Annotated in this window: 16 protein-coding genes; 5 read left to right on the top strand and 11 right to left on the bottom strand. The window is 69.7% G+C overall.

The window, feature by feature from the left end:
- The first annotated feature begins 86 nt into the window (after positions 1–86).
- Positions 87–2,615 (top strand): ATP-dependent Clp protease ATP-binding subunit, encoded by a 2,529-nt coding sequence (locus tag OG246_RS06180; RefSeq protein WP_266456974.1) that lies wholly within the window; start codon positions 87–89, stop codon positions 2,613–2,615.
- An 85-nt stretch (positions 2,616–2,700) separates the two neighbouring features.
- Here the strand turns inward: OG246_RS06180 and OG246_RS06175 are convergent, their stop codons facing one another.
- Both OG246_RS06175 and OG246_RS06170 read right to left on the bottom strand, forming a co-directional pair.
- Entirely contained in the window at positions 2,701–5,970 is a 3,270-nt protein-coding gene (locus OG246_RS06175) for a serine protease (protein WP_266456971.1), read from the bottom strand.
- Positions 5,967–6,341, bottom strand: coding sequence for a trypco2 family protein (locus OG246_RS06170; protein WP_266456968.1), 375 nt, complete (start codon positions 6,339–6,341; stop codon positions 5,967–5,969). Before OG246_RS06170 ends, OG246_RS06175 begins: the two co-directional genes overlap by 4 nt.
- Before the next feature lie 553 nt (positions 6,342–6,894).
- Between OG246_RS06170 and OG246_RS06165 the strand changes: the two genes are divergently transcribed.
- Complete coding sequence (locus tag OG246_RS06165; protein ID WP_266456965.1) at positions 6,895–7,500, top strand: M23 family metallopeptidase; 606 nt, start codon at positions 6,895–6,897, stop codon at positions 7,498–7,500.
- 7 nt (positions 7,501–7,507) lie between these two features.
- Here OG246_RS06165 and OG246_RS06160 read toward each other — a convergent pair whose 3' ends face one another.
- Positions 7,508–8,104 (bottom strand): TetR/AcrR family transcriptional regulator, encoded by a 597-nt coding sequence (locus tag OG246_RS06160; RefSeq protein ID WP_266456962.1) that lies wholly within the window; start codon positions 8,102–8,104, stop codon positions 7,508–7,510.
- Positions 8,105–8,288: 184 nt separating this feature from the next.
- On the opposite strand from OG246_RS06160, the gene OG246_RS06155 reads away from it, so the two are divergent.
- The gene (locus OG246_RS06155) at positions 8,289–9,878 is read left to right on the top strand and encodes an MDR family MFS transporter (RefSeq protein WP_266456959.1); all 1,590 of its coding nucleotides are present in this window, start codon (positions 8,289–8,291) and stop codon (positions 9,876–9,878) included.
- Between the two features lie 408 nt (positions 9,879–10,286).
- On the opposite strand, the gene cseC is transcribed toward OG246_RS06155, so the two are convergent.
- From cseC to OG246_RS06130, 5 genes are all read right to left on the bottom strand, one after another.
- Entirely contained in the window at positions 10,287–11,714 is a 1,428-nt protein-coding gene (cseC, locus tag OG246_RS06150) for a two-component system sensor histidine kinase CseC (RefSeq protein WP_266456956.1), read from the bottom strand.
- Between the two features lie 8 nt (positions 11,715–11,722).
- Entirely contained in the window at positions 11,723–12,439 is a 717-nt protein-coding gene (cseB, locus tag OG246_RS06145; protein WP_266456953.1) for a two-component system response regulator CseB, read from the bottom strand.
- 39 nt (positions 12,440–12,478) lie between these two features.
- Complete coding sequence (locus OG246_RS06140; protein ID WP_266463899.1) at positions 12,479–13,117, bottom strand: hypothetical protein; 639 nt, start codon at positions 13,115–13,117, stop codon at positions 12,479–12,481.
- A 110-nt stretch (positions 13,118–13,227) separates the two neighbouring features.
- The gene (locus OG246_RS06135; RefSeq protein ID WP_266456951.1) at positions 13,228–13,779 is read right to left on the bottom strand and encodes a SigE family RNA polymerase sigma factor; all 552 of its coding nucleotides are present in this window, start codon (positions 13,777–13,779) and stop codon (positions 13,228–13,230) included.
- A 288-nt stretch (positions 13,780–14,067) separates the two neighbouring features.
- Positions 14,068–14,982, bottom strand: coding sequence for an A/G-specific adenine glycosylase (locus tag OG246_RS06130; RefSeq protein WP_266456949.1), 915 nt, complete (start codon positions 14,980–14,982; stop codon positions 14,068–14,070).
- 425 nt (positions 14,983–15,407) lie between these two features.
- On the opposite strand from OG246_RS06130, the gene OG246_RS06125 reads away from it, so the two are divergent.
- A complete protein-coding gene (locus OG246_RS06125) occupies positions 15,408–16,235 on the top strand; it encodes a hypothetical protein (RefSeq protein WP_266456947.1) in 828 nt (275 codons plus the stop codon).
- 95 nt (positions 16,236–16,330) lie between these two features.
- Here the strand turns inward: OG246_RS06125 and disA are convergent, their stop codons facing one another.
- Both disA and radA read right to left on the bottom strand, forming a co-directional pair.
- Entirely contained in the window at positions 16,331–17,455 is a 1,125-nt protein-coding gene (disA, locus tag OG246_RS06120) for a DNA integrity scanning diadenylate cyclase DisA (protein WP_266456944.1), read from the bottom strand.
- 71 nt (positions 17,456–17,526) lie between these two features.
- A complete protein-coding gene (gene radA / locus OG246_RS06115; protein ID WP_266456941.1) occupies positions 17,527–18,936 on the bottom strand; it encodes a DNA repair protein RadA in 1,410 nt (469 codons plus the stop codon).
- A 207-nt stretch (positions 18,937–19,143) separates the two neighbouring features.
- Between radA and OG246_RS06110 the strand changes: the two genes are divergently transcribed.
- The gene (locus OG246_RS06110; RefSeq protein WP_266456938.1) at positions 19,144–21,003 is read left to right on the top strand and encodes a hypothetical protein; all 1,860 of its coding nucleotides are present in this window, start codon (positions 19,144–19,146) and stop codon (positions 21,001–21,003) included.
- Positions 21,004–21,036: 33 nt separating this feature from the next.
- Here the strand turns inward: OG246_RS06110 and OG246_RS06105 are convergent, their stop codons facing one another.
- Positions 21,037–21,750 (bottom strand): hypothetical protein, encoded by a 714-nt coding sequence (locus OG246_RS06105; protein ID WP_266463896.1) that lies wholly within the window; start codon positions 21,748–21,750, stop codon positions 21,037–21,039.
- Between the last annotated feature and the right edge of the window lie 77 nt (positions 21,751–21,827).

Raw genomic sequence — 21,827 nt, 5'->3', positions numbered from 1 at the left:
CGGTCCCCGCTTGCGGGACTAAGCTGCGGAAGGACAGGGAGGGGAGCGTCCCCTTACTGCCTGACCGCTCTGAGGAGCGATTAACGATGTTCGAGAGGTTCACCGACCGCGCGCGGCGGGTTGTCGTCCTGGCTCAGGAAGAAGCCCGGATGCTCAACCACAACTACATCGGCACCGAGCACATCCTCCTGGGCCTGATCCACGAGGGTGAGGGTGTCGCCGCTAAGGCCCTGGAGAGCCTCGGGATTTCGCTCGAGGCGGTCCGCCAGCAGGTGGAGGAGATCATCGGGCAGGGTCAGCAGGCCCCGTCCGGGCACATCCCCTTCACCCCCCGTGCCAAGAAGGTCCTGGAGCTCTCGCTCCGCGAGGCCCTTCAGCTGGGCCACAACTACATCGGCACGGAGCACATCCTGCTCGGCCTGATCCGTGAGGGCGAGGGCGTCGCCGCCCAGGTCCTGGTCAAGCTGGGCGCAGACCTCAACCGGGTGCGGCAGCAGGTCATCCAGCTGCTCTCCGGCTACCAGGGCAAGGAGACCGCCGGCGCCAGTGGCGGTCCTGCCGAGGGCACTCCCTCGACGTCCCTGGTCCTCGACCAGTTCGGCCGGAACCTCACCCAGGCCGCTCGTGAGTCCAAGCTCGACCCGGTCATCGGGCGCGAGAAGGAGATCGAGCGGGTCATGCAGGTGCTGTCCCGCCGCACCAAGAACAACCCGGTCCTGATCGGTGAGCCCGGCGTCGGCAAGACCGCCGTCGTCGAGGGCCTCGCCCAGGCCATCGTCAAGGGCGAGGTGCCCGAGACCCTCAAGGACAAGCACCTCTACACCCTGGACCTCGGCGCGCTGGTCGCCGGCTCCCGCTACCGCGGTGACTTCGAGGAGCGCCTGAAGAAGGTGCTCAAGGAGATCCGCACCCGCGGCGACATCATCCTGTTCATCGACGAGCTGCACACGCTGGTCGGTGCGGGTGCCGCCGAGGGCGCCATCGACGCGGCTTCGATCCTGAAGCCGATGCTGGCCCGCGGCGAGCTGCAGACCATCGGTGCGACGACTCTGGACGAGTACCGCAAGCACCTCGAGAAGGACGCGGCCCTCGAGCGCCGCTTCCAGCCGATCCAGGTGGCGGAGCCTTCCCTCCCCCACACGATCGAGATCCTCAAGGGACTGCGGGACCGCTACGAGGCCCACCACCGCGTCTCCATCACGGACGAGGCCCTGGTGCAGGCCGCGACGCTCGCGGACCGCTACATCTCCGACCGGTTCCTCCCCGACAAGGCGATCGACCTGATCGACGAGGCGGGCTCCCGGATGCGTATCCGCCGGATGACCGCTCCGCCGGACCTCCGCGAGTTCGACGAGAAGATCGCGGGCGTGCGCCGCGACAAGGAGTCCGCGATCGATTCGCAGGACTTCGAGAAGGCCGCCTCGCTGCGCGACAAGGAGAAGCAGCTCCTGGCCGCCAAGGCCAAGCGGGAGAAGGAGTGGAAGGCCGGCGACATGGACGTCGTCGCCGAGGTCGACGGCGAGCTGATCGCCGAGGTCCTCGCGACCGCCACCGGCATCCCGGTCTTCAAGCTGACCGAGGAGGAGTCCTCGCGTCTGCTGCGCATGGAGGACGAGCTCCACAAGCGGGTCATCGGCCAGAAGGACGCCATCAAGGCGCTCTCGCAGGCGATCCGTCGTACGCGAGCGGGTCTCAAGGACCCGAAGCGTCCCGGTGGTTCGTTCATCTTCGCCGGCCCCTCGGGTGTCGGTAAGACCGAGCTGTCGAAGACCCTCGCGGAGTTCCTCTTCGGCGACGAGGACGCGCTGATCTCCCTCGACATGTCGGAGTTCAGCGAGAAGCACACGGTCTCGCGTCTCTTCGGTTCGCCCCCCGGTTACGTGGGCTACGAAGAGGGTGGCCAGCTGACGGAGAAGGTGCGTCGGAAGCCGTTCTCGGTGGTTCTCTTCGACGAGGTCGAAAAGGCTCACCCGGACATCTTCAACTCGCTTCTCCAGATCCTGGAGGACGGTCGCCTGACCGACTCCCAGGGCCGGGTCGTGGACTTCAAGAACACGGTCATCATCATGACGACCAACCTCGGCACCCGGGACATCTCCAAGGGCTTCAACCTCGGCTTCGCCGCCGTGGGTGACGTCAAGTCCAACTACGACCGGATGAAGGCCAAGGTCAACGAGGAGCTGAAGCAGCACTTCCGCCCCGAGTTCCTGAACCGTGTCGACGACACGGTGGTCTTCCACCAGCTCACCGAGGAAGACATCATCCAGATCGTCGACCTCATGGTCGCCAAGGTGGACGAGCGGCTGAAGGACCGGGACATGGGCCTCGAGCTCAGCCCGACCGCCAAGTCGCTCCTCGCGAAGAAGGGTTACGACCCCGTCATGGGCGCCCGGCCGCTGCGCCGGACGATCCAGCGCGAGATCGAGGACCTGCTCTCCGAGAAGATCCTCTTCGGCGAACTGCGTCCCGGCCAGATCGTGGTCGTCGACACGGAGGGCGAGGGTGACGCGAAGAAGTTCACCTTCCGGGGCGAGGAGAAGTCCGCGCTCCCCGACGTCCCGCCGATCGAGCAGGCGGCCGGCGGCGCCGGCCCGAACCTGAGCAAGGAGGCGTAGGCGCTACGGCGCTCGCCTGAACGGAGGGGCTGCCCTGGGACTTCGGTCCTGGGGCGGCCCCTTTTTTCGTGTGTCGGCGTTCCGTTCAACCGGCCGCGATGCCGAAGCGTTCGCCTCCGATGGCGCGCACGGGGGAGGCCTTTGAGAGGGACAACTGGAGGTCCGGCAGCGAGTGCAGTGGACGTAGATCCACTACCTCACCGCGCCCCTTCGGAAGAAGGCCGAGCAACAGGGAGGAGAGTGCCGGGAACAGCGAGGGCAGGACGGCGGTGTCGCTCCAGTCCACGATCCCCGTGAGCGAAACGTTTGTGACTCGGGGCAGCGGGCGCAAATGGCGCAGGTCGGACAGAGAGTGAACCGATGTGCTGACGTGGGTGATCCGGTCCATCTCGCGTACGCAGTCCCAGAACCTGGTGAGGTACAGCGGGAAGGGCAGGGTGATGTCGGTCAGCGACTCCCATGCCTCAAGGCCTGTCGTGTCCACCAGTCGTTCGACGTGGAGTTCGAGACGGGTGACGGTCGGGTGGACGGGGATGGAGTCGACCGCGGTGAGGTGGGCGGCGGTGAACGTCAGAGACCTGAGACCAGGGACGGCTTGTACGTACTCCAGTGCCTGGGCGGGGAGGTGCTGGAGCTGGAGATCGATGGAGCTCAGAGCAGACATCCGAGCCAGCAGCGAGATGTCCGTGAGCGATGGGCAGGAAGACAGGCTCAGCATCCTGAGGGACTCTGTCTGATCGCCGAGGAAGGCCAGGTCTTCCAGGACCGGCATTCTGAGCAGGGTCAGCATCCGGATCTCCGGGAGCCGCGCTGCCTGGATCTCCTTGGAGGAGAAGGGGCCGGTGAGCCGGAGGTTGTTGGCGCCGGGCAACAGGTGCAGCAAGGACAGCTGCTCTTTGGTGGTCACGGGCAAGGGGCGAGCGGGCAGCCGATGTACGTGTGCGAGCACCTCGCGCGCGTACTCCTCGGCCGGGAAGTTGTCCCACATGCCGTTGAGCCGGTAGATCGCCGCAGGGCTCGTTCGCGGATTGGCGGCGAAGTGACGCGCATAGGGAATGGCCTCGGATCCCCCGATTCTGCCCACAAGGTTTGCGACCTGGTATTGCTGAGCGGCCTCCATTTCGTCGGCCGGGGGCAGGAGCGGCAGGATGTAGGGCCCCAGCCGGACCAGTTGGCCGCCCTCCACCCCAGCGCTGCCGGAGGTGTAGGACGAGAAGAGGTCGGTGATGTGGTCGCGGATGCGGTCGTGCAGATCCGTCTCCAGCCATGCCGCGTGCTCGGAACAGAGGGCGGAGAGTACGAGGAGCTGGGTGCGCAGGCGATCGGAAGGGGCCAGGGCTTCCGCCTTGGCGAGGAGTCCGGTGAGCAACTCCCGGATTTCGCGGCGGCAATGGCCCGACGCCATGAGGATGACGTCCTGCCAGAGTTCGTCGTCGGCATTGCGGACGAGTTCTCTCAGGGAGCCGCTCTCGACGAGTTCCTTTGCGGCGAGGTAGTCCTGGAAGGTGCGGTGGATGAACTGGTAGGAGTCCTCGGCACGTTCCTGGAGCAGACCCGAACGGTTGAGGAGGTGCGTGAAGATCGCCTCAACGGTGCCCTGGCCACGTACGCGTTCCATGCCCGCCAGGGCGGCTTCCAGCTGGGGGCGGGCCTGGGCGCGGGTGAACTCGGACTGGCCGCAGCGGACCAGCCATACCGCGATGCGCTGGAGGATCTGGTGATGTTCCTCGACTGACATGGTGATGCCGTCCGGTGCTTCCACCCGGCGGCGCTTGTCGCGGTTGCCGAGGAGCATCTCCAGGGCCGACTGGTACAGCTTGAAGCGGGTTTCCGGCAGAAAGCCCTGGAGACGGCGGTGGAGCGCGCAGATCACCGCGCACAGGAGCGGGGTGCGGGCCAGGTCGCTGAGGGCGGCGTTGTGGCGGAACTGCTGGGACAGGTCCTTCTCCAGTTCGCGCAGCAGCTCGTGGTCGTCCTCGTTCAGGCGGGCGGCGCGGTGCCAGGCCTTGATGAACGTCTGGATGTCGTCGTCGCGCATCGGCAGGAGGCGCAACTCCTCGAACTGCTCCGACTCCAGCCAGTCGGGCTCGACGGCGTGCGGTCGTACGGTGGCGACGCAGCGCGTGCCCGGGTAGCGCCGCAGCAGGCTGGACAGCCAGAGGTGCGCTTCGTCGCGGTCGGCCTGCGGGACCTCGTCGAGTCCGTCGACGAGCAGCAGAGCGCGTCCCGCGTGCAGGACTCGGCCCGCCCATCCGTCCGGCGGCTTGTCGATCACCAGCCGTGCGGCGTGCGGGAGTTGGGACGGGGACGGGAAGTCGGCGCGATGGGCGCGCAGGGTCCGCAGGGGGATGACGAGGGGTACCAGGCCGTTGAGCCCGGCCAGGCTGGGGCCGTGGGTGCCCGCGGCGGCGTGGGCGGCCAGCCACCAGACCAGGGTGGTCTTGCCGGCGCCCGCGTCACCGCGCAGCAGGACGCGGGGGCGGGTGGACAGAAGTGTGTCGACGCGCTGCGGGGTGCGGTCCGTCCGGGACGACCGCTGCCGTGTCGTCGTGGTGCTCAGGTTGCGTGCTTCGGCCTCGGAGATGCGGGTCGCCGCCTCCAGGCTCAGATACGCGGTGTCCAGGTCCCATTCGGATTCGCGGCGAGTGAGATCGTCGAGGCCGAAGATCTTGGTGTTGCGGTAGGCGGCGCCGACGGCCTGCGCGTACTCCGTCTCGTACTGGCGGTCCAGCGGATGGTGGTGACTGATCAGTTCGCTTTCCGGCAGGTCGTACGGCATCCGTGGCAGGTCGCTGATCAGGGTGCCCTCGGCGCGCAGGTGGGCACGGCCCCGGGGGATCGACGTGATGATGCCGAGCAGGACGTCGCCCGCGAAGACGGGCGCCCCGGAGAGGCCCGCCAACGGGGAAGGGCCGTCGGGGAGTTCGGCGGCGGGCGGCTGGTCGAAGGCGAAGGTGAGGACGGAGCGGGGGCGGGCCGCGGCCGGCAGCACCGTGCCCGCGTACTGATCCGAGGCGAGATGACCTTCCTGGCCCCGGCGCTGGATGTCCGGGTAGCCGATGATCTCGCACTGCGGGAGCGGTCGGGTGGTGTCCAGGTGGCCGATGCGGACGTGGGAGGTCCAGGGAAGGTCTGCGTCCGCGCGCAGCAGGGCCGCGTCCAGCCCGGGGTGGTGCCAGATGACGTTGGCGGTGATCCGCTCCGGGCTGCCCGGGTGGGCGATCTCAACGGTGGTGCTGCCGCCGATGACGTGGGCGCAGGTCAGGACCAGGCGGCCGTTGAGCGCGACTCCGCTGCCCTGTGTCTCCCCCAGTACGACCAGCGCCCGGTCGGCCGGACCGGAGGGCGGATTCATCGCGCCGTGGGCGGGTTGGGCACCTGGCCGAACGCGGAGGTGCTGCCCTGCCGCTCGTTGCCGACCTGCCACGGGGCGTTGGTGCGCGCGTCTCGTGGTGTGAGGGTGAAGGCGACCCGGTGTGTTCGCCCCGTCGCGCGTGAGGTGTCGGCTCCCGCCTCGACGACCCAGGCTTTGACCTTGCCGCCGCCCGTCGACTCCTTGCGCAGTTCGAGGGTGAACTCCATCTCGATGGCGCCGACTTCGAAGGACACGGGCTGGCCCGATGCCCGTGTCGCGGCTTCCATGAGCTGGTCGCGGACGGAGGCGATGGCGTCGGCGAGTTCGATGCCGTCAAGGTCGTTGGTGGTGCGCGGCGCAGTGGCGGTCATGATCCCCCCGGACCTCTCAGGCATGGCGCAAGTAGACCGATTTTACGGGGTGTTGGGGGAGGAGCGAGTGGCTTTTGGGGGGAGTGGGCGAACCGGTCGAGGTTTCATGGCTGTGCGTCGATGACCCCGTGCCGCGTGGCCCCCATCACATTTCCGTGGTCCCGGATTGCGGTGCCCGGTGACATGACCCACAGGCGATTTGTCCGTTACTAAGATGAATAGTGGAGAGGGTCGGACGGACAAAACGGACCTTTGGGTTAGGGGTCGGGTAGGGCTTCCAAGGCCCCGGGTGGGAGTCGGCGCGCGTGGCCGTTCCCGTGGAGTGCGACCGCTCCAAGTGTGGTTAAACCACCCTTCTGGGAAAAAATACGGAAGATTCATTACGGGATGATGCGTCTGTCAAGAATGTGGAAGTTTCAGTGTCAAGTACGACCTTCCATCGTAGATCGGCTGTTTGGGGGTCGGTGGGGGCGCGGGTTACCAAGGTGAGGTCCATCCGGTGGGTGTCTGTGCCTCGGGTGGGCTTTCTGTCCCCGTCCCCCGTGAGGTCCCCATGTCGAAGCGCGCTACGTCCCGTCAGTCCCGTACGTCCCTGATCCGCTCGCGGGCGGCCGTCCTGGCCGTCGGTCTCGGCGCCTCGGTCGTGCTGGGCGCCGGGGTCGCGGCCGCCGCGAGCAGCAGCACCGCCACGGCGGCGAGCGTCACGCAGGTGAAGACCGCTGCCGCCAAGGCCACGGCCGCCACCTGGGTCGACCCGGTGAAGAAGTACACCCTGTCCGCCAGCTTCAACCAGGCCGGCAACATGTGGTCGTCCACCCACTCCGGGCAGGACTTCGCCGTGGCCAGCGGTACCAAGGTCGTCGCCGCGCACGGCGGTACCGTCGTCAAGGCCGGTGCCAACGGCGCCGGTGACGGATCCGCGTACGGCAACGCCATCGTGATCAAGCACGGCAACGGGACCTACTCGCAGTACGCCCACCTGTCGAAGATCAACGTGAAGGTCGGCCAGGTCGTCGCCACCGGTCAGCGCATCGCGCTCTCCGGCAACACCGGCAACTCCAGCGGACCCCACCTGCACTTCGAGATCCGTACGACCGCCAACTACGGCTCCGCCGTCGACCCCGTCGCCTTCCTGCGCGCCAAGGGCGTGACCGTCTAAGACGGGGCTACGAAGCGGCAGCGTCTCCGTGCGCCCGCGTCACCAGATCGATCGCGACCTCCAGGACCGCCTTGCGCTTCTCCTCGGGGTCGCCTTCGACGTCTCTGAGGACGAACATCCCGGCGTGCATCGTGAAGAGCGCGCTGACGCAGCGGACCTGGTCGGTCAGCGGTGACTCGGGCTCCTTGATGATGTCGAGCATGCTGTGCATACGGTCCTTGAACGTCTCGCCGATGCTCAGCTCTCGTACGGTCGCCTGGTTCTCCTGCATGAAGCGGAAGAGTGGGGCGGCGCCGGTGAGGGCCTCGCTGTAGCGGCGCAGGACCTCTGTCTTGGTCTCCAGGGTGTGCGGCTGCTGCGCGCCCCACTCGATCAGCTCGTCGAGCGGTCGCGTCAGGTCCTGGAAGAGGCTGATGAGGATCTCTTCCTTGGTCTTGAAGTGGTAGTAGAGCGCCGCCTTCGTGACGTCGAGGTGCTCGGCGATCTCGCGCAGCGAGGTCTTCTCGTAGCCCTGCTCGGAGAAGAGTTCGAGGGCCACGTCCTGGATGCGCTGGCGGGTGTCCCCGCGGCGCTGTCGCTTGATGCCGTCCATGGTGCCGCCCATTCTCGTGGTCCTCGCGCTCCCTGAAAACTTACCGGTCGACCGGCTGGTAAAGCCCAGCAAAACTTACTTGACGACCGGCTAGTTGCGAGGCTACTTTCCCAGTGTAGTCAACTTGCCGGGCGGCAAGTAAGTAGTCGGCGGAGGCAGCTGCATCTGGCGCGGCTGTACCAGGGGAGTGGGAACGATGGCGGACAAGACCGAAGTGGCAGTGGAACCCGAGAAACAACCTCGCAGCGTGCGCGTCGTCCTGTTCGCGCTCATGGTCGCGATGATGCTGGCGATGCTCGACAACATGATCGTGGGCACCGCGATGCCGACGATCGTCGGCGAACTGGGGGGACTTGAACACCTGTCGTGGGTGGTGACGGCGTACACCCTCGCGACCGCGGCCTCCACCCCCATCTGGGGCAAGCTCGGCGACATGTACGGGCGCAAGGGCGCCTTCATGACCTCGATCGTGATCTTCCTGATCGGGTCCGCGCTGAGCGGTATGGCCCAGGACATGGGGCAGTTGATCGGGTTCCGTGCGATTCAGGGGCTTGGCGCCGGCGGTCTGATGGTCGGCGTCATGGCGATCATCGGGGACCTCATTCCGCCGCGGGAGCGTGGCAAGTACCAGGGCATGATGGCCGGCGTGATGGCGCTCGCCATGATCGCCGGACCGCTCGTCGGCGGCACCATCACCGACCACTGGGGCTGGCGCTGGTCCTTCTACATCAACCTGCCGCTCGGTGTCGTCGCGCTCCTCGCGATCAGCGCCGTACTGCACCTGCCGAAGAAGCGGGTCGAGGGGCGGATCGACTATCTGGGCGCGGGGCTGCTGACCGTCGGCATCACGTCCATCGTGCTCGTCACCACCTGGGGCGGCAGCGAGTACGCCTGGGGCTCCGCCCGGATCATGGAGCTCATCGGCATCGGTGTCGCCGCGCTCGTCGGGTTCGTGTTCGTGCAGACCAAGGCCGCCGCGCCGGTCGTACCGCTGCACATCTTCCGCAGCCGCAACTTCACCCTCATGTCGATCATCGCCTTCATCACCGGCTTCGTGATGTTCGGGGCGACGCTCTTCCTTCCGCTGTACCAGCAGGCGGTGCAGGGCGCGTCCGCGACCAACTCCGGGTTGCTGCTCCTGCCCATGCTCGGCGCGATGCTCGTCACCTCGATGGTGGCCGGGCGGGTCACCACCAACACCGGCCGCTACAAGGTCTTTCCGCTCGTCGGCGGTGCGCTCATGACGGTCGGGCTGTTCCTGCTCTCGCAGATGGACACCGAGACGACCCGGCTGACGTCCGGGGTGTACATGGCCGTGGTCGGCGCCGGCATGGGCTGCCTGATGCAGATCACCATGCTGGTCGCGCAGAACAGCGTCGAGATGAAGGACATGGGTGTCGCGTCTTCGACGAGCACCCTCGCCCGTACGCTCGGCTCCTCCTTCGGTGTCGCGATCATGGGTGCGCTGTTCAACCAGCGGGTGACGGACGCGATGGTCGAGCGGGCCGGGGCGCTCGGGTCGCAGGTGACCGAGCAGTCCGCGCAGCTCGATGCGGCGAGCCTGGCGAAGCTGCCGGCGCCGGCACGGGAGGCGTACCAGTACGCGGTGTCCTCCGGGACGCACTCCGCGTTCCTGCTGGGGGCGGTGGTGGCTGTGGTCGCGCTGGTGGCCGCCGTGTTCGTGAAGGAGGTTCCGCTGAAGGGGGCGGGGGCCTCGAAACCGGCCGAGGAGGGTGCGGCTGGGGACGCCGCGGGGGCGCAGCGGGCGGTTGCAGAGGCCGTCTGAGCCGCGTCCTGGTCCTCCTTGGTCCGAAGGCCCCCGGTGTTGTCCGCCTCGGGGGCCTTCGCCTTTGCGTGTACGGGGCTGGGTGCGGGGTTTTTTCGCCCCCTCCGCCCCTTCCCGTCCCGTTTCTGGGGGCTGCCGCCCCCGGGCCCCCGCATCGCGCTGACGCGCTCGTCCTCAAACGCCGGACGGGCTGAAAGATCTCCCCCGGCCTGGGGTTGAAGAGCGCAGCCCCCACGGGTGGGTGGGGGATCGGGATGGCACTGCCTCGTCCTCGGACGCCGGACGGGCTGAAAGATGTCCCCCGGCCCGGGACTGAAGAGCGCAGCCCCCACGGGTGGGTGGGGGATCGGGACGGAACCATCCTGTCCCCAGACGTCGGACGGGCTGGACGGGTTGAAGGAAGGCTTCCTACGGCAGCATCGGATAGCTGCCCGTATTCGTCGGTGCGTGTTCCGGTAGCCACAGGACTGCGACTGCGCCCTCGGCGGGGACTTCGTCCGGGGCGCCGGGGGGGCGGATGTTGCGGAAGGTCAGGCGGGCGCCGAGTACTCGGGCCTGGCCTGCTGCGATGGTGAGGCCGAGGCCGTGGCCGTGGCCTGCGCGGTCGGTGCTGCCTGTGCGGAAGCGGCTCGGGCCGTCGGCCAGGAGGGCCGCGGGGAAGCCGGGGCCGTGGTCGCGGACGCGGATGACGCGGCCCTCGACGGTGACCTCGACGGGCGGCTTGCCGTGCCGGGACGCGTTGGCCAGGAGGTTGAACAGGACGCGTTCCAGGCGGCGCGGGTCCGTCGTGACCTCCGACTCGTGCACGACGCGTACCTCGACGCCCGCGTCCTTGGCCGCCACGCGCCGCGACACGAACTCGCCGAGCATGATGTCCTGCAACTCGGCCCGCTCGGAGGCGCCGTCGAGCCGCGCGACCTCCAGGACGTCCTCGACGAGCGTGCGCATGGCCTGGGCGCGGTCGCGGACGAGCTCGGTCGGGCGGCCGGGGGGAAGGAGCTCCGCCGCCGTCAGCAGCCCCGTCACCGGCGTACGCAGCTCGTGCGCGATGTCGGCGGTCACCCGACGCTCGGCCTCGATGCGCTGCTGGAGCGCGTCCGCCATCGCGTCCACCGCCCGCGCGAGATCGTCGGTCTCGTCGCGTACGACCCCGCTGATGGCGTTACCCACACGTACGTCGGTGTCGCCCTTGGCGACCTGGTTCGCCGCCGCCGCGGCCTTCCGCAGCCGGCGCGACAACTGGCCGCCGATGAGCACGCCGAGCGCGCTGCCGCCGAAGACGACCGCGATCGAACCGATGATCAGCGCCTGGTCGAGGTCGGTCATGACGTCGGTGTTGCGGTCCGTGAAACCGGTGTGGAGCGAGAGGACGCGGCCGTCCTTGAGCGGTACGGCGGCCCAGATGTCGGCCACCCCGCTCGCGTTGTCCGACACGTACGTGGCCCGCCGCCCCTGCGCGACCTTCGCCAGCAGGTCCTTCGGGATGGCCGGGTCGTCGACCTCGACCCCGAAGGCCTGCGTCCGCCCCGACTCGTACATGCGCTGCGCGACCTGGATGCGCTCGTCCGCCAGATCGCGCGAGTTGTCGAGCATCGACACCCGCGCCGCGTTGTGCACGACCAGGCTCAGCGCGATCGCCACCAGCGCACCGACGAACGCGATCGCGGCGCTGAGCTTCCACCGGATGCCTGTACGAATGCCCCCGGCCCTCGCCGTGCCCCCGGCCCTCGCCGTGGCACCACCGGTCCTCGCCGTACCACCCGCCCTCGCCGCATCGCCGGCCGCGCCCGTTCCTCTGGCGCCGCCCGGTCCCCGGCGTCGAAATATCCCCCGCATACCCCTGCTCAGGCCTTCAACTTGTAGCCGAAGCCGCGGACCGTCTCGATCCGGTCCTGGCCGATCTTCGTACGCAGCCGCTGCACATGGACGTCGACGACGCGGGTGTCACCGCCCCAGCCGTAGTCCCAGACGCGTTCGAGCAGCTTGTCACGGCTCAGCACAGTGCCCGGAGCCGACGAGAACTCAAGGAGCAGCCGCATCTCGGTGGGCGTCAGCGCCACCGGCGTACCGCCTCTGCGGACCTCCATGCCCTCCGTGTCGATCTCCAGGTCGCCGTCGCCGAAGGTGAGGACACCGCCGGCGACCGGGGAATGCCCCTCCGCGGCCGCGCCGTTCGTCGAGCCGCTCGCGTGTCCGAAGCGGCGCAGTACCGCGCGGATGCGGGCGACCAGGACGGCGCCGTCGAAGGGCTTGGTCACGTAGTCGTCGGCGCCCGCCTCAAGGCCCAGGACGACGTCGATCGAGTCGGCGCGCGCGGACAGCATGATCACCGGGACGGTCGACTCGTCGCGGATACGGCGGCACAGGCTGACGCCGTCCAGGCCGGGCACCATGACGTCCAGGAGCGCGATGTCGGGGCGGTTCGCGCGGAACGACTCCAGGCCCGACAGGCCGTCGGGCATCGCGGTGACCGCGAAGCCGTCGCGCTCCAGCGCGAGTTGGGTGGCCTCGCGGATGACGTCGTCGTCCTCGACGAACAGGACGTGGGTCTGTTCTGCCATCCGGTGCTCCGCCATCCGCTGCTCTGCCATCCCTTGCTCTCAGCTCTGGGCCGGGGTGGGCACGTCCGCGCCGCCCACCGCTTTGCTGTAGTCGTTGTGGGTCCGGGACTCCTCGGTGAAGTGGGTCGCGGACCAGGCGTAGGTGATCACTTCTTCGCTGGAGGGATACGACACCGGGTCGCCCTTCGCGTACAGCTGCTGGGTGACCACCAAGTCCCCCCGGTCGATCTCGGCGTAGACCGGAGGCTCCTCGGCCTTGAAGACGTTCTCGAACCTGCCGTCCTTCTCGCGGTACACGTACGAGCCGACTCCGACGGCATCGGCACAGGTCATCACGTTGACCACGACGTCGTTCGCGGATCCCCCGGTCAGATTCCCGTAGGACACGTCGACCGGGTACTCGTCGGCGACGCAAGGCTTGAGGGCACTCTTGACCGCGGAACTGACCTCCGGGTCGTCCTGGACGAGCTTGACGGCGTCGACGCGTTGGGGCGCCTTGGTCGCGGAGGCAGCGGCGGAGGCGGCGGAGGAGGTCTGCACCTTGCCGGCCACGGCGTCGCTGCCCGCCGGGCCCTCGTCGCGGGCGCCCGTGCCGCCCGTCGCGCAGGCGGTCAGGAAAAGCCCGAGGGCGGCGAGCGCGGCAACCGCCGCACTCCCCGCCTTGAGGACCTGCTTCAGAACCTGCCCGGCCGATCTGGCCTGTCCGGCCGTTCTGGGCTGCCCCACCGTTCTGGCCTGCCCCGCCGTTCTGGGCTGTCCCGCCGACCCAGCCCTCCTGGCCCGATTTTCTAGGCCGCGCAACGCTCCCGCTCCTCACTCGGTTCGAGCGCGCGTGCGCCGCGCTCTTCGTAGTCGCGGTTCTCCAGCTCCTCGCGGAGCCGGGCCAGCGCCCGGTGCAGCGTGCTCTTGACCGTCCCGGCCGACATACCGAGGGCGGCAGCCGTCTCCTCCGTGGACATCTGCTCCCAGTGTCGCAGCACCACGACGCTGCGCTGCTTCGGAGCCAGCACCTTCATGATGTCCATCAGCAGCGCGCGGTCCGCGTGCTGCTCGGTGGAGTCGTCGACGGAGGCGTCCGGCAGCTGCTCGGTCGGCACCTCTTCGAGCTTCCGGGCCCGCCACCACTCGGTCCGCGTGTTGATCATCACGCGCCGCAGGTAGGCATCGGCCAGCCGCTTGTCCGCGATGCCGTCCCAGCGGCCGTACGTCCGTACCAGCGCGGTCTGCAGCAGGTCCTGGGCGTCGACGGGGTCGGGGACCAGGCGGCGGGCACTGCGCAGCAGCGCGTCCTGCCGAGTGCGGACGTACTCCTCGAATTCGAGCACCTCGCCGTGCGCCATGATCAACCGCCTCCATCCCCGTGTCCGACCTGCCTGCTGTCGCCTGCCGCCGGTGGTCCGTTGCCTGAGATGAAGCTACGGAGGGGTTGTCACGGGGTTGTCCGAGACAGCATGCGGGGAACGCTCGGCTGTCCGTCGGTTGTGTAACGGATGTAGGAGGTGGGTAAGACGAGGTGCTGTTATGTCCCGGTTGAAATTGTTTTGCCGTGCCGGTTACGTCAGTTACGTCAACCGGCCACGGCTGTCACGTCAATCGGTCACGGCCGTCGCGTCAACGAGTCACGTCGGTTACGTCAAGGGAAGTCGATACAAACCGCCCGGGAGCGGCTCCACGAGCCCGTCGGCGACGAGGCCGTCCAGCGCGCGGGCCCGCTGAACCGGCTCGTCCCATACGCGGTCCAGGACGGACTGCGGGACCGGGGCGACGGCCTCCCTGAGTACGGCGAGGAGCTTGCCGCGGACCTGGCGGTCCGTACCGGCGTACGTCTGGCCGCGGCGGGGCGGACCCTCGTGCTCGGGCTTGCCCGCCAGCCGCCATGCGCACTGCGCCGCGATCGGGCAGCGCTCACAGTTCTCGTTCTTCGCCGTGCAGACGAGTGCGCCCAGCTCCATGGAGGCGGCGGCCCAGCGGGACGCCGTCCGCTCACTGTCGGGCAGCAGCGCACGGGCGAGCTTGCGCTCCGCCGCGGTCGTGGCGTTCGGGGGGTACCGCACGCCGGTGACCGCGCGGGCGAACACCCGTCGTACGTTCGTGTCCAGTACGGGGTGGCGCTGGCCGTACGCGAACGAGGTCACCGCCGCCGCCGTGTACTCGCCGATGCCGGGCAGCGCCAGGAGCTGCGCGTGCTCCGCGGGTACGTCGCCGCCGTGCCGTTCCGTTATGGCCACCGCGGCGCCGTGCAGGCGCAGCGCGCGGCGGGGATAGCCGAGGCGGCCCCAGGCGCGGACCGCTTCGCCCGGTGCCTCCTTGGCCAGGTCGGCGGGGCGGGGCCAGCGGGCCAGCCACTGCTCGTACACGGGCAGCACGCGGTTCACCGGCGTCTGCTGCAGCATGAACTCGCTGACCATCACGCCCCAGGGGCCGGCGTCCGGGCGGCGCCACGGGAGGTCGCGGGCGTGCGAGTCGAACCAGGCGATGACGGGGGTGTGGAGGGGCTCGCCGGGGGCGGTGGACTGGGCGGTGGGCTTCGTGGGTGCAGTCATGACGGGGTCGATCCTGCCATGTTGGGGGTGTCTGGGGGCGCTTGCCGGTGCCGGGTGGATGGGGTTGGGGTGGGTTTTTTCGCCCCCTCCGCCCCTACCCGTCCCTTGTTCCTGGGGCTCCGCCCCAGACCCCGCTCCTCAAACGCCGGAGGGGCTGGATTGTGCCGGGCGGGGCTGAAATCTTTCGCCCCGGCCGGGGGGAGATCTTTTAGCCCGTCCGGCGTTTGAGGACGAGCGCGTCAGCGCGATGCGGGGGTCTGGGGGCGGCAGCCCCCAGGAAGCAAGGGACGGGTAGGGGCGGAGGGGGCGAAAAACCCAACCCCACTGCCGCGTAAGCGCGTCGGCCAGGATGATGATCCGGAAAAGTTGACCCGGGGCGGCGGGTGGGGCAAGCACCGCGACGGATCTCTCGTACAGTTTGCGCCGTGGGATCTATGCGCAATCCGGTCGGGCCGCTCCCCTCCACCATCTACTGGCGTCGGAGGGCCGTTCTGCTGTCCCTGGTCGCGCTGTTGGCGCTGCTCATCGTGTGGGTGGTCGGCACCGGCGGCGGAGGCGGGACGAACAACGGCGACGGATCCAACGGGAAGAACCCCGTGTCCACGATCACGCCGGGACCTTCCGGCTCCGGCCCGGCGATCAGCCAAAACCCGGGCGGGCGCGACGAGTCGACCGCCGGCACGGGCGACAGCGGCTCCGGCGACGGATCCGACGGCGGCTCCGGAGACGGTTCCGGTTCCGGGTCCACTTCCGGTTCCGGCGACTCCGGTACGAGCAGCGGCACCGGCTCCGACGACGGTTCCAACGGCGCCGGAGGGTCGGCGGACCAGATCCCGGCCGGATCCACCCTCCCCAACTGCACCGCGAGCGCCGTGAAGTTGACGCTGCGCAGCGTGCGCAACACCTACGCGCCCGGCGAGAAGCCCACGATCGAGTTCACCGCCAAGAACTCCTCCGGCAGCGACTGCAAGGTCGACCTCGGCCCGAAGAACACCGTTCTGACGATCACTCAGGCCGGCAGCGACGACGACATCTGGTCCTCCGACGACTGCCCGACGGGTTCCGGCAGTCTCCTCTACCGCGTCGCGGCCAACGGGCAGGTGACCCACACGGTGGAGTGGGACCGCAAGGCCAGCGCCCCCGAGTGCGCCACACCGCCCGCGCTTTCGGCAACCGCGGGCACGTACCTGGTGGAAGCACAGGCGCCCGGCCTGACGAAGGCACAGACGTCGTTCGTACTGTCCAAGGACTGAGCCCAAGGGCTGAACTCTCCAAGAACCGAACGGCACCAAGCGCGGGCCGAACGGCACTGAGCGCGGACCGAACGGCAGCAAGCGCGCGCCGTACGTCAGACGTACCGCTCCAGGATCGACGACTCCGCCAGCCGCGACAGCCCCTCACGGACGCTGCGCGCCCGCGCCTCGCCCACGCCGTCGACCGTCTGGAGGTCGTCGACGCTGGCGGCGAGGAGCTTCTGCAGGCCCCCGAAGTGCTCCACGAGGCGGTCGATGATCGCGCCGGGCAGGCGGGGCACCTTGGCGAGGAGGCGGTAGCCGCGCGGGGAGACGGCGGAGTCCAGCGCCTCGGGGGAGCCGGTGTAGCCCAACGCCCGTGCCACGGCGGAGAGTTCGAGCAGCTCGGCGTGGGTGAGCGCGTGGAGCTCGGAGAGCGCCTCGTCGACCGTGCGGGAGCGCTTGACGGTCGGCTCGGGCACGTAGTCCCGTACGACGAGTTCACGCTCGGGCTCGACGCCGGCGATCAACTCGTCGAGCTGGAGCGAGAGGAGGCGCCCGTCGGTGCCCAGCTCCACCACGTACTCGGCGATCTCGGTGGCGATCCGGCGCACCATCTCCAGCCGCTGGGCCACCGCCGAGACATCGCGGACCGTGACCAGGTCCTCGATCTCGAGGGCCGACAGGGTGCCCGCGACCTCGTCGAGGCGGAGTTTGTAGCGCTCCAGGGTCGCCAGGGCCTGGTTGGCGCGGGAGAGGATCGCGGCGGAGTCTTCGAGGACGCGGCGCTGGCCGTCCACGTAGAGGGCGATCAGGCGCATCGACTGGGAGACCGAGACGACCGTGAAGTCGACCTGCTTGCTCACCCGGTCCGCGGTGCGGTGCCGGGTGCCGGTCTCCTCCGTTGGGATGGTCGGGTCGGGCACCAGCTGCACGCCCGCCCGCAGGATCTTGGTGATGTCCTTGTCGATCACGATGCCGCCGTCGAGCTTGCACAGCTCGCGCAGCCGCGTCGCGGTGAACTCGACGTCCAGTACGAAGCCGCCGGTACACATCGCCTCGACGGTCTTGTCGGACCCGAGCACGATGAGTCCTCCGGTGTTGCCGCGGAGGATCCGCTCGAGCCCGTCGCGCAGGGCCGTGCCGGGTGCCACGGCGCTCAGTGCGGCGCGCATCAGGCCATCGGCACCGGAGCTCCCACCGGACTTTCCGGGAGCTGCTGCCCGGTCGTTGGCTGCCACTGCACTCCTCGGGTCGCGGGGGGTTTCCGGCCGCCCTTGGTTCGTACGGATGGGCGAGACCAGGGCAAAGTCTACCGGCGCTCTTCCTCCTCCCGTGGGGCCTCTCGACGACGCGACCTCGGCAGGACGCTCAGCGCGGCTCCCATGTCGGCGACTTCCAGGACCTTCATACCGGGAGGGATCTTGCCGGGATCGCTCGGGACGAGGGCGTGCGTGAAGCCGAGCCGGTGGGCTTCGGCGAGCCGGCGCTGAACGCCCGTGACCCGTCTGACCTCCCCGGCGAGCCCCACTTCGCCGATCGCCACGAGGTTCTTCGGCAGTGGGGTGTCGCTCGCGGCGGAGGCGAGGGCGAGCGCGATCGCGAGGTCCGCGGCGGGCTCGGAGAGCTTCACTCCGCCGACCGTCGCCGAGTAGATGTCCCGCTTTCCCAGGGCGGTGATCCGGCCGCGCTGCTCCAGGACGGCGAGCATCATCGAGACGCGCGAGGTCTCCAGACCGGAGGTCGTGCGACGGGGTGAGGGGATCTGCGAGTCGACCGTGAGCGCCTGCACTTCGGCCACCAGGGGGCGGCGGCCCTCCAGAGTGACCGTCAGGCAGGTGCCGGGGACCGCCTCCGCGCGGCGGGTCAGGAACAGGCCCGAGGGGTCGGCCAGTCCTGTGATGCCCTCGTCGTGCAGCTCGAAGCAGCCGACCTCGTCCGTCGTCCCGTAACGGTTCTTGACCCCTCGTACGAGCCTGAGGCGCGCGTGCCGGTCGCCCTCGAAGCTCAGGACGACGTCCACGAGGTGTTCGAGGAGGCGGGGACCCGCGATCGCGCCGTCCTTGGTGACATGGCCGACGAGGAGGGTGGACATGCCGCGCTCCTTGGAAGCGCGGATGAGCGCACCGGCGACCTCCCGGACCTGGGCCATGCCGCCCGGCGCACCGTCGATCTCCGGGGAGGCGACGGTCTGTACGGAGTCCACGATGAGCAGGGACGGCTTCACCGCGTCCAAGTGACCGAGAACGGCGGCCAGATCGGTCTCGGCGGCGAGATAGAGATGGTCGTCGATGGCCTTGATGCGGTCGGCGCGGAGCCGCACCTGACTGGCCGACTCCTCCCCGGTCACGTACAACGTGCGGTGCTCGTCGCTCGCCGCCTTGGCCGCCACGTCAAGGAGCAGGGTGGACTTGCCGACGCCGGGCTCGCCCGCGAGGAGGACGACCGCGCCGGGTACGAGACCGCCGCCGAGGACGCGGTCCAGCTCGGGCACTCCGGTGGAGCGCGCGGTGGCCTGGCGGCCGTCGACCTGCCCGATGGGGACCGCGGACGTGGTGACCCGGCCCGGTGCCGTCGTACGGACAGCGGGTGCGCCGTACTCCTCGACCGTCCCCCACGCCTGGCACTCGGAGCAACGGCCGAGCCACTTGGCCGTCTGCCAGCCGCACTCGGTGCAGCGGTAGGACGGTCGGTCCTTCGCGGATTTCGTACGGACAGCCATGAACCGAACCGTAGCCGAGGCCACTGACAGCGCTGTCGGCGCTGTGCGCGAGGGGCGCCCGGCATGGCATTGCCATCGCCGCCCGTGCAGGCCCAGGCCATGGAATGGGAGGTTCCTGTCCCCTTTTGAGGGATCGTTTCACCCGTACGGATTAAATGTACTCAAGGGGGAGGAAGGGGCCACCGATTGGCGCCTACGGTCGCACGGGTGATGAGCAGCAGTCCGGAGACCTCCACGCACACCACCGGCGCACACCGGGCGCACGGAGACGCGCGCAAGCGGGCGGCCGCGCCCCGTGGCGCGTCGACCCGCACCACCATGGCTCAGCGCCCACCCGCGCGCTACGAGCCCTATCTGGACGGCCTGTTCACCTACTGCCTTTCCGTCCTGTGCGACCACGACGCGGCGACCGCCGCCCTCGGGGACGTACTCGCGCTGGCCGAGCGCCGGGGCGCGCGCGCCCCGGAGGCCGCAGGCGACCGCAGGGCTTGGCTGTACGCACTGGCCCGCTGGGCCTGTCTGCGCAGGCTCGCCGAGACAAGGCGCAGGCGCCAGGGAGCCCACGCCTCCGTCCGGGGGCGTGCGAGCCACAAAGGCGCCCCCGGGAGCGACCCCACGCCCGCGCGCAAGACCAAGCCGACGGGCAGGACGCGGCACAAGGCGGCGGACAAGGACGCCGCCGACCGGCGCGCGGCCGAGGCGCTGAGCGCCCCCGTCTCCGAAGAGGCCCAGGCACAGCGCCGGAGCGAACTCGCCCTGCTGGCCTGGCCGGAGGCCGCCGGCACCACCCCCGAGCAGCGTGAGGCGCTCGAACTCGCCGTGCGCCACCAGCTCGCCGCCCACGAGGTGGCCGCCGTCCTCGGCATGGACCTCGCCTCCGCGCGCGAGCTGCTCGGCTCCGCCGCCTGCGAGGTCGAACGCACCCGCGCCGCGCTCGCCGTCGTGGAGACCGGCACCTGCCCGAGCGTCGCCCGCCTCACCGGCGACAACCAGCTCGTGCTCGGCACCGCCCTGCGCCGGGAGCTGGTCCGGCATGTCGACGACTGCCCGCGCTGCCGCCGTACCGCCGAGCGCGCGGTCCCCGGCTCCTGGCCCGGCACCAGTGTCACGCCCGCCGCGCTCCCCGTCCTGGAGGCCCCCCGCGCGGCCCTGCACGTCGCGATGGCGCACGTCCCACGCGCGCGGGGCAGCGCTCCGCGCTTCGACCGGCGCGGTTTCCCGATGGACCCCAAGGACCGCGCCGCCCGAAGGGACCGGCTACGCGCGCGTGCCGTCACGACCACCGTCGTCGCCACCGTCGTCGCCGCCCCCGTGCTCGCCCTCTGGGCGGCCTATCGGGGCGGGCCTCTCACCGGCGAGGGCACGGACGGCCGCTCGGTCACCGCGAGCGAGGCGCAGGACGCCGACGGGATCGACGGCATCGACGGCGAGGCGCCGGGCGGCTACCAGAACGCGGGCAACGCCAGCACCGACCCCGACGCCCGATTCACCAAGGGCAGCCGCTCGCCCGACGTCTCCGTGGAGGTCATCAGCGCCCCCGGAAGCAGCCAGGCACCCGGCGCGGGACAGCTCTCCGTACTGGCCGGCAACAGTGGCGACACGACCCTCATCACGCTGACGGCGTCCGGGAGTTCACCGGTTCACTGGGCCGCGCACACCGGCGCCCACTGGCTCTACCTGAGCCAGTCCTCGGGAACCCTCGCCCCGGGCGAATCGTTGACGATCAAGGTGTACGTCGACCATCTTCGCGAGCCGGTGGGCCCCTGGAACGCGCGGGTGTCGATCGCACCGGCGGGCTCCATGGTCACGATCGAGGGTTACGGAACCGCGCGCCCGACCAACCCCGGCGGGCCCGGAAACCACCACCCCGGCCCGCGCCCCACCACCCCGACCCCCTCCGACCCCGACCCCACGCCGAGCGACCCCACTCCGTCTGACCCGGATCCCACGCCCAGCGACCCGACCCCTTCCGACCCCGAGCCCACGCCCACCGACCCGGCGCCCTCCGACCCCGGGGGCTCGACCCCGCCGCCCGGCGACAGCGGCGACCCGAGCCCCTCCTCGTAACCCCGGCGTCCGCCGGACCTCAGTGCCGGTGCCTCAGTGGACCGGGTCGGCCGGATGCGGCGCCAGCAGGGGCAGCTGCGAGGACAGCCGCTCCTCGCAGAGCTCGACCAGCCGGTCGTACCCCGCCTTGCCCATCAGCTCGACCAGCTCCGGCCGGTACGAGACGTACACCGGGTCGCCCGCGCCGTGCGCCGAGGTCGCCGACGTGCACCACCAGTGCAGGTCGTGGCCGCCAGGACCCCAGCCGCGGCGGTCGTACTCACCGATGGACACCTGGAGCACGCGGGTGTCGTCGGGCCGGTCGATCCACTCGTACGTCCGTCGCACGGGCAGCTGCCAGCAGACGTCCGGCTTGGTCTCCAGCGGCTCGCGGCCCTCCTTCACGGCGAGGATGTGCAGCGAGCAGCCGGCGCCACCCGCGAAGCCGGGCCGGTTCTGGAAGATGCAGGACCCCTTGTACGGACGGGTCTGCCGGTCGCCGTCCTCGTCCTCCGAGACCCAGCCGGTCTTGGTGCCCACGTCATGGTGCTGCCAGACATCCGGCGTGAGCCTCGCCACATGGCCGGCCACCCGCTTCTCGTCGTCCTCGTCCGAGAAATGGGCTCCGAGCGTGCAGCAGCCGTCGTCGGCGCGACCCGCCTGGATGCCCTGGCAGCCGCTTCCGAAGATGCAGTTCCAGCGAGAGGTCAGCCATGTCAGATCGCACCGGAAGAGCTGCTCGTCGTCGGCGGGATCCGGAAACTCCACCCATGCGCGAGCGAAGTCGAGCCCCTTCTCGTCGCTCTTGTCCGGAGACTTCGTGGACTTGGTGGCCTTCGCCTGCG

The sequence above is a fragment of the Streptomyces sp. NBC_00620 genome, from assembly GCF_026341825.1.
In the GTDB taxonomy this organism is placed as follows: domain Bacteria; phylum Actinomycetota; class Actinomycetes; order Streptomycetales; family Streptomycetaceae; genus Streptomyces.
This window is presented reverse-complemented; position numbering and strand designations above follow the sequence as displayed.

Coding starts and splice junctions, on each gene's coding strand:
- OG246_RS06180 (WP_266456974.1), top strand. CDS start 87: ATGTTCGAGAGGTTCACCGACCGCGCGCGGCGGGTTGTCGTCCTGGCT.
- OG246_RS06175 (WP_266456971.1), bottom strand. CDS start 5,970: ATGAATCCGCCCTCCGGTCCGGCCGACCGGGCGCTGGTCGTACTGGGG.
- OG246_RS06170 (WP_266456968.1), bottom strand. CDS start 6,341: ATGACCGCCACTGCGCCGCGCACCACCAACGACCTTGACGGCATCGAA.
- OG246_RS06165 (WP_266456965.1), top strand. CDS start 6,895: ATGTCGAAGCGCGCTACGTCCCGTCAGTCCCGTACGTCCCTGATCCGC.
- OG246_RS06160 (WP_266456962.1), bottom strand. CDS start 8,104: ATGGGCGGCACCATGGACGGCATCAAGCGACAGCGCCGCGGGGACACC.
- OG246_RS06155 (WP_266456959.1), top strand. CDS start 8,289: ATGGCGGACAAGACCGAAGTGGCAGTGGAACCCGAGAAACAACCTCGC.
- cseC (WP_266456956.1), bottom strand. CDS start 11,714: ATGCGGGGGATATTTCGACGCCGGGGACCGGGCGGCGCCAGAGGAACG.
- cseB (WP_266456953.1), bottom strand. CDS start 12,439: ATGGCAGAACAGACCCACGTCCTGTTCGTCGAGGACGACGACGTCATC.
- OG246_RS06135 (WP_266456951.1), bottom strand. CDS start 13,779: ATGGCGCACGGCGAGGTGCTCGAATTCGAGGAGTACGTCCGCACTCGG.
- OG246_RS06130 (WP_266456949.1), bottom strand. CDS start 14,982: ATGACTGCACCCACGAAGCCCACCGCCCAGTCCACCGCCCCCGGCGAG.
- radA (WP_266456941.1), bottom strand. CDS start 18,936: ATGGCTGTCCGTACGAAATCCGCGAAGGACCGACCGTCCTACCGCTGC.